Consider the following 971-nt stretch of genomic DNA (forward strand, 5'->3'; position numbering starts at 1 on the left):
CTCTTAGGTGACCGGTTGTTCGGCGTTCCGGGCCGCGGCGGCGTCGCCGTGATCCGGTCTACGCCTGGGTGCTGCTGTCTTCCGTAATAGTCCGCGGCTGGACCGTTACGGAGGCGTTCAGACCTAGATCCGCCAGTAGGGCGGGGATGGTGGTTGACTGTTGACCCGTGGGACGTGAACGGGTGCCTGTCGCGCAGGGAGAATAGGGGCCACCACACCAACACGACATCCCAGACGAAAGGCACCCGTCAGGTGACGGGTATACGCAGCACCGGGTCGTCGCGGAAGCCGGCCACGAGCGGGCGGGACGGCGCCGACGGCTCCGGTCCCTGGCGGGGCAGGGCCAGCTGACGCTGGCTCCCGAGGGCGTGGCCGACCACGCCCTCGCGGTCAGCTTCATAGTCACGAATATCCCCGCGAACGAGCCCGACGGGATCGTCGGCCTCGAGTGCTGGTTCCGCTCCTGCCAGCGGCGGGTCTACGGGCCAGGCAAGCAGGGCGCGGCGTTCGGCCACACCAAAATCACGGTACGGTCGCTGCTGGTCCGCGGGGTGAACGCGCTGGTCGGGACCGTGTCCGCTCCGAGTTTCTCCTTAGCAATGGGCGGCATAACATATTGCGATGGTCGGCAGATTCCCATAATGAGCAAAAAACGAAAAATGCACCGCCCCGAGTTTTTTAGAGACCGGGACGGTTCAGGAGCGAAATATTCACGAAAGCACGAGATGCCTTGCAGATGCCCTGGACTACTCGTAGAATTTAGGCCATGCGCTCCTCCCATCAACCCAGCGATAAGGCACCGGTATCGGCGAACTCCCTCTCGGGCCGCATCAATTCGCAGGTCGTCACCCCCGAGGAACTACGGCAGTACGCCGACGCTGCTACGAGGAACCCCAACAATGTCACCGGCAACGCCGCCTTCGAAGCTGCCAGCTTCGCCTTCGGCTTCGGCTTCTTTCCCGCCCTCCCCC

2 protein-coding genes are annotated in these 971 nt (G+C 64.0%); one reads left to right on the forward strand and one right to left on the reverse strand.

Annotated features, from left to right (window positions below; genetic code table 11):
* Positions 1-248 precede the first annotated feature (248 nt).
* Positions 249-515, reverse strand: coding sequence for a hypothetical protein (locus AC08OV_RS23425; protein WP_476614324.1), 267 nt, complete (start codon positions 513-515; stop codon positions 249-251).
* A gap of 251 nt (positions 516-766) precedes the next feature.
* On the opposite strand from AC08OV_RS23425, the gene AC08OV_RS23430 reads away from it, so the two are divergent.
* The coding region (locus tag AC08OV_RS23430; protein WP_476620333.1) for a hypothetical protein at positions 767-971 on the forward strand (205 nt) is incomplete at its 3' end.

It is taken from the genome of Frankia sp. CeTa3Moorea, assembly GCF_978021225.1.